A 2,261-nucleotide genomic window follows, 5' to 3' on the forward strand; every position below is an offset into this window, starting at 1 on the left:
CCGCGCGCAGCGCCGGGCCGCCGGACGCGGGTCCCGCCTGCCGTGCGGGCCCCAGGCGCCGCATCCGGATCCCGGAGAACTCCGCGAGCAGCCGGCCGTCATGGGCGATCATCCGCACATCGGCGCGCGCCGGACGCTCCCCGCGCTCGGGGGTGAACCGGCACAGCGTCCAGAAGTCGTCCGGAAGCGCGGCCGGCAGCCGTATGGACTCGATGGCGCCCGGCACATAGGGACGGCCGTCCGCCACCGGGGGCAGCGCGGCCAGCAGCGGCAGCAGGCCCGCTTCCCAGGCCGCCGGTCCCGCCACCTTCGGCCGCCGCATTCGGGCGGCCACCACACCGCCGCCCCGCCACAGCCGCTCCACCGCGTGGAAGGGCTCCCCGACGGCGAACCCGCGCCGGGCGGCGAGTTCGCGGAACTCCTCCGCCGACCGGTGGTCGCGGCACCTGCCCAGCACCGCGTCGAGCGCCCAGGAGGCGTCGCGCGGGCCCTCCTCCCGGGCCGCGACCAGCCGCGCCGCGGCGGCCCTCCGCCACTCCGTCCCCCCGGCGGTGCGGAATTCCACCACGGCCCGCAGGCCCTCCGCCGCCTCCGCCCCGGGACCGGTGAGGGTCACCCGGAGGTCGGCATCGGGGAGGGCGTCCAGCAGCAGTGGCTCCTCGCCCACAGTCAGTTGACGTAGCGTCAGTGCTTCGTCGTGGCCCGCCTCGCGCGCCGCCTCCAGCATCGTGGCGCAGTAGACGGCCGGCGGTACGGGTGCCACGCCCCGCACCCGGATGCCGCCGCCCCAGGTGTCGGCGGCCCAGGCGGCGGGGTCGATGCGCCTGATGTACGGCGCCGCGCCGCGGGCTGCGGCCTCCGGTCCCCGTGCCTCGCGCCGGAACCGTACGGCGTCCCACGGATAGGCGGGCAGCGGCACCACGGGATGGTCCGCCGCATACCACGCCGTCCAGTCCACGGCCCCGCCCGCGGCGAAGACCTGCCCCGTGGCGCGCAGCAGGTCGGTCCTGCCGTCGGAGTCCCGGCGCAGGGTGCCCACGGCGGCACCGTCGAGGTCCGCGTCGGCGAGCGTCTCCTCCACCGCCGTGACGAGCAGGGGGTGCGGGCCGACCTCGACGAAGACGGTCCCGGTCTGCCGGGCCGCCTCGCGCACCGCGGGGGCGAACCGCACGACGCGGCGCAGGTTCTCCGCCCAGTAGGTGCCGTCGAGTTCGGGGCCGCGCACCGGGGTGGTGTGCACGGTGGAGAGCATGCCGGTCCGCGTTTCGGCCGGGGTGATGTCCGTCAGCCGCTCGCGCAGCTCGTCCAGGAGCGGGTCCATGGCGGGCGAGTGCGAGGCCACGTCGACCCGGACCATGCGGCTCAGCGCTCCGCGCTCCTCCAGGCCCTCCGCGATCTCGGTCAGCGCCCGGTGGTCACCGGCCAGTACGGAGGCGGACGGCGCGTTCTCCGCAGCCACGCACACGTCGTCCCCGTACGCGGCGGCGATGTCCCGCGCCTGCCGCGCCGGGAGTTCGACGGCGAGCATGGCTCCGCGTCCGGCGGCCCGTTCCATCAGGCTGCTGCGGCGGCAGATCACCGCGGCGGCGTCCCGCAGGGTCAGCGCGCCGGACACATACGCGGCGGCGGCCTCGCCCATGCTGTGGCCGAGGCACAGCTGCGGCGCCACCCCGGCCTCCCGCCAGGCGGCGGCGAGCGAGACCTGGACGGCCCACAGGGCGGGCTGGACGGTGGCGACTCCGGTGGGGAACGGCACTGCCGCGTCCCGCAGCAACTCGATGACCGACCAGCCGAGTTCGTCCCGGATCGCCCGGTCGCACGCCTCCATCTCGGCCCGGAAGGCGGGCGACGAGTCGAGCAGGTCCCGCGCCATCCCGGCACACTGCGAGCCCTGCCCGGCGAAGACGAACGCGGTGCGCTTGGGTTCGCCGAACCCGGCCTCACCGGTGCCGCCGTCGCGGATGGGCCGCCCCTCGGCGAGCGCGCGCAGCTTGTCCGCGAGGTCGTCGTGCGAGTCGCCGACCACCCACAGCCGGTACGGGTGGGCCGCCCGCCGGGTGGCGGCGGTGGCGCAGATGTGCTCCAGCGAGTCGGCGCGGCCGGGCCCGCCGGGGCCGAGGTGTTCGGCGTAGCGGCCCGCCATCCGGCGCAGCGCGGCGGACGAGCGGGCGCTGAGCACCAGCAGGCGTGGCGCGGGGTGCGCGGACACGGGCTCGGCGGGGGCGGCGGCGCCCGCGGGCTCGGCGGGAGTGGCAGCGAAC

At 77.3% G+C, this 2,261-nt stretch carries 1 protein-coding gene; it reads right to left on the reverse strand.

The window, feature by feature from the left end:
• On the reverse strand, positions 1-2,261 hold a 2,261-nt coding region (locus tag EEJ42_RS32090; protein ID WP_123105423.1), incomplete at both ends, for an acyltransferase domain-containing protein.

The sequence above is a fragment of the Streptomyces botrytidirepellens genome (assembly GCF_003721215.1).
GTDB classification, from domain to species: Bacteria; Actinomycetota; Actinomycetes; order Streptomycetales; family Streptomycetaceae; genus Streptomyces; species Streptomyces himastatinicus.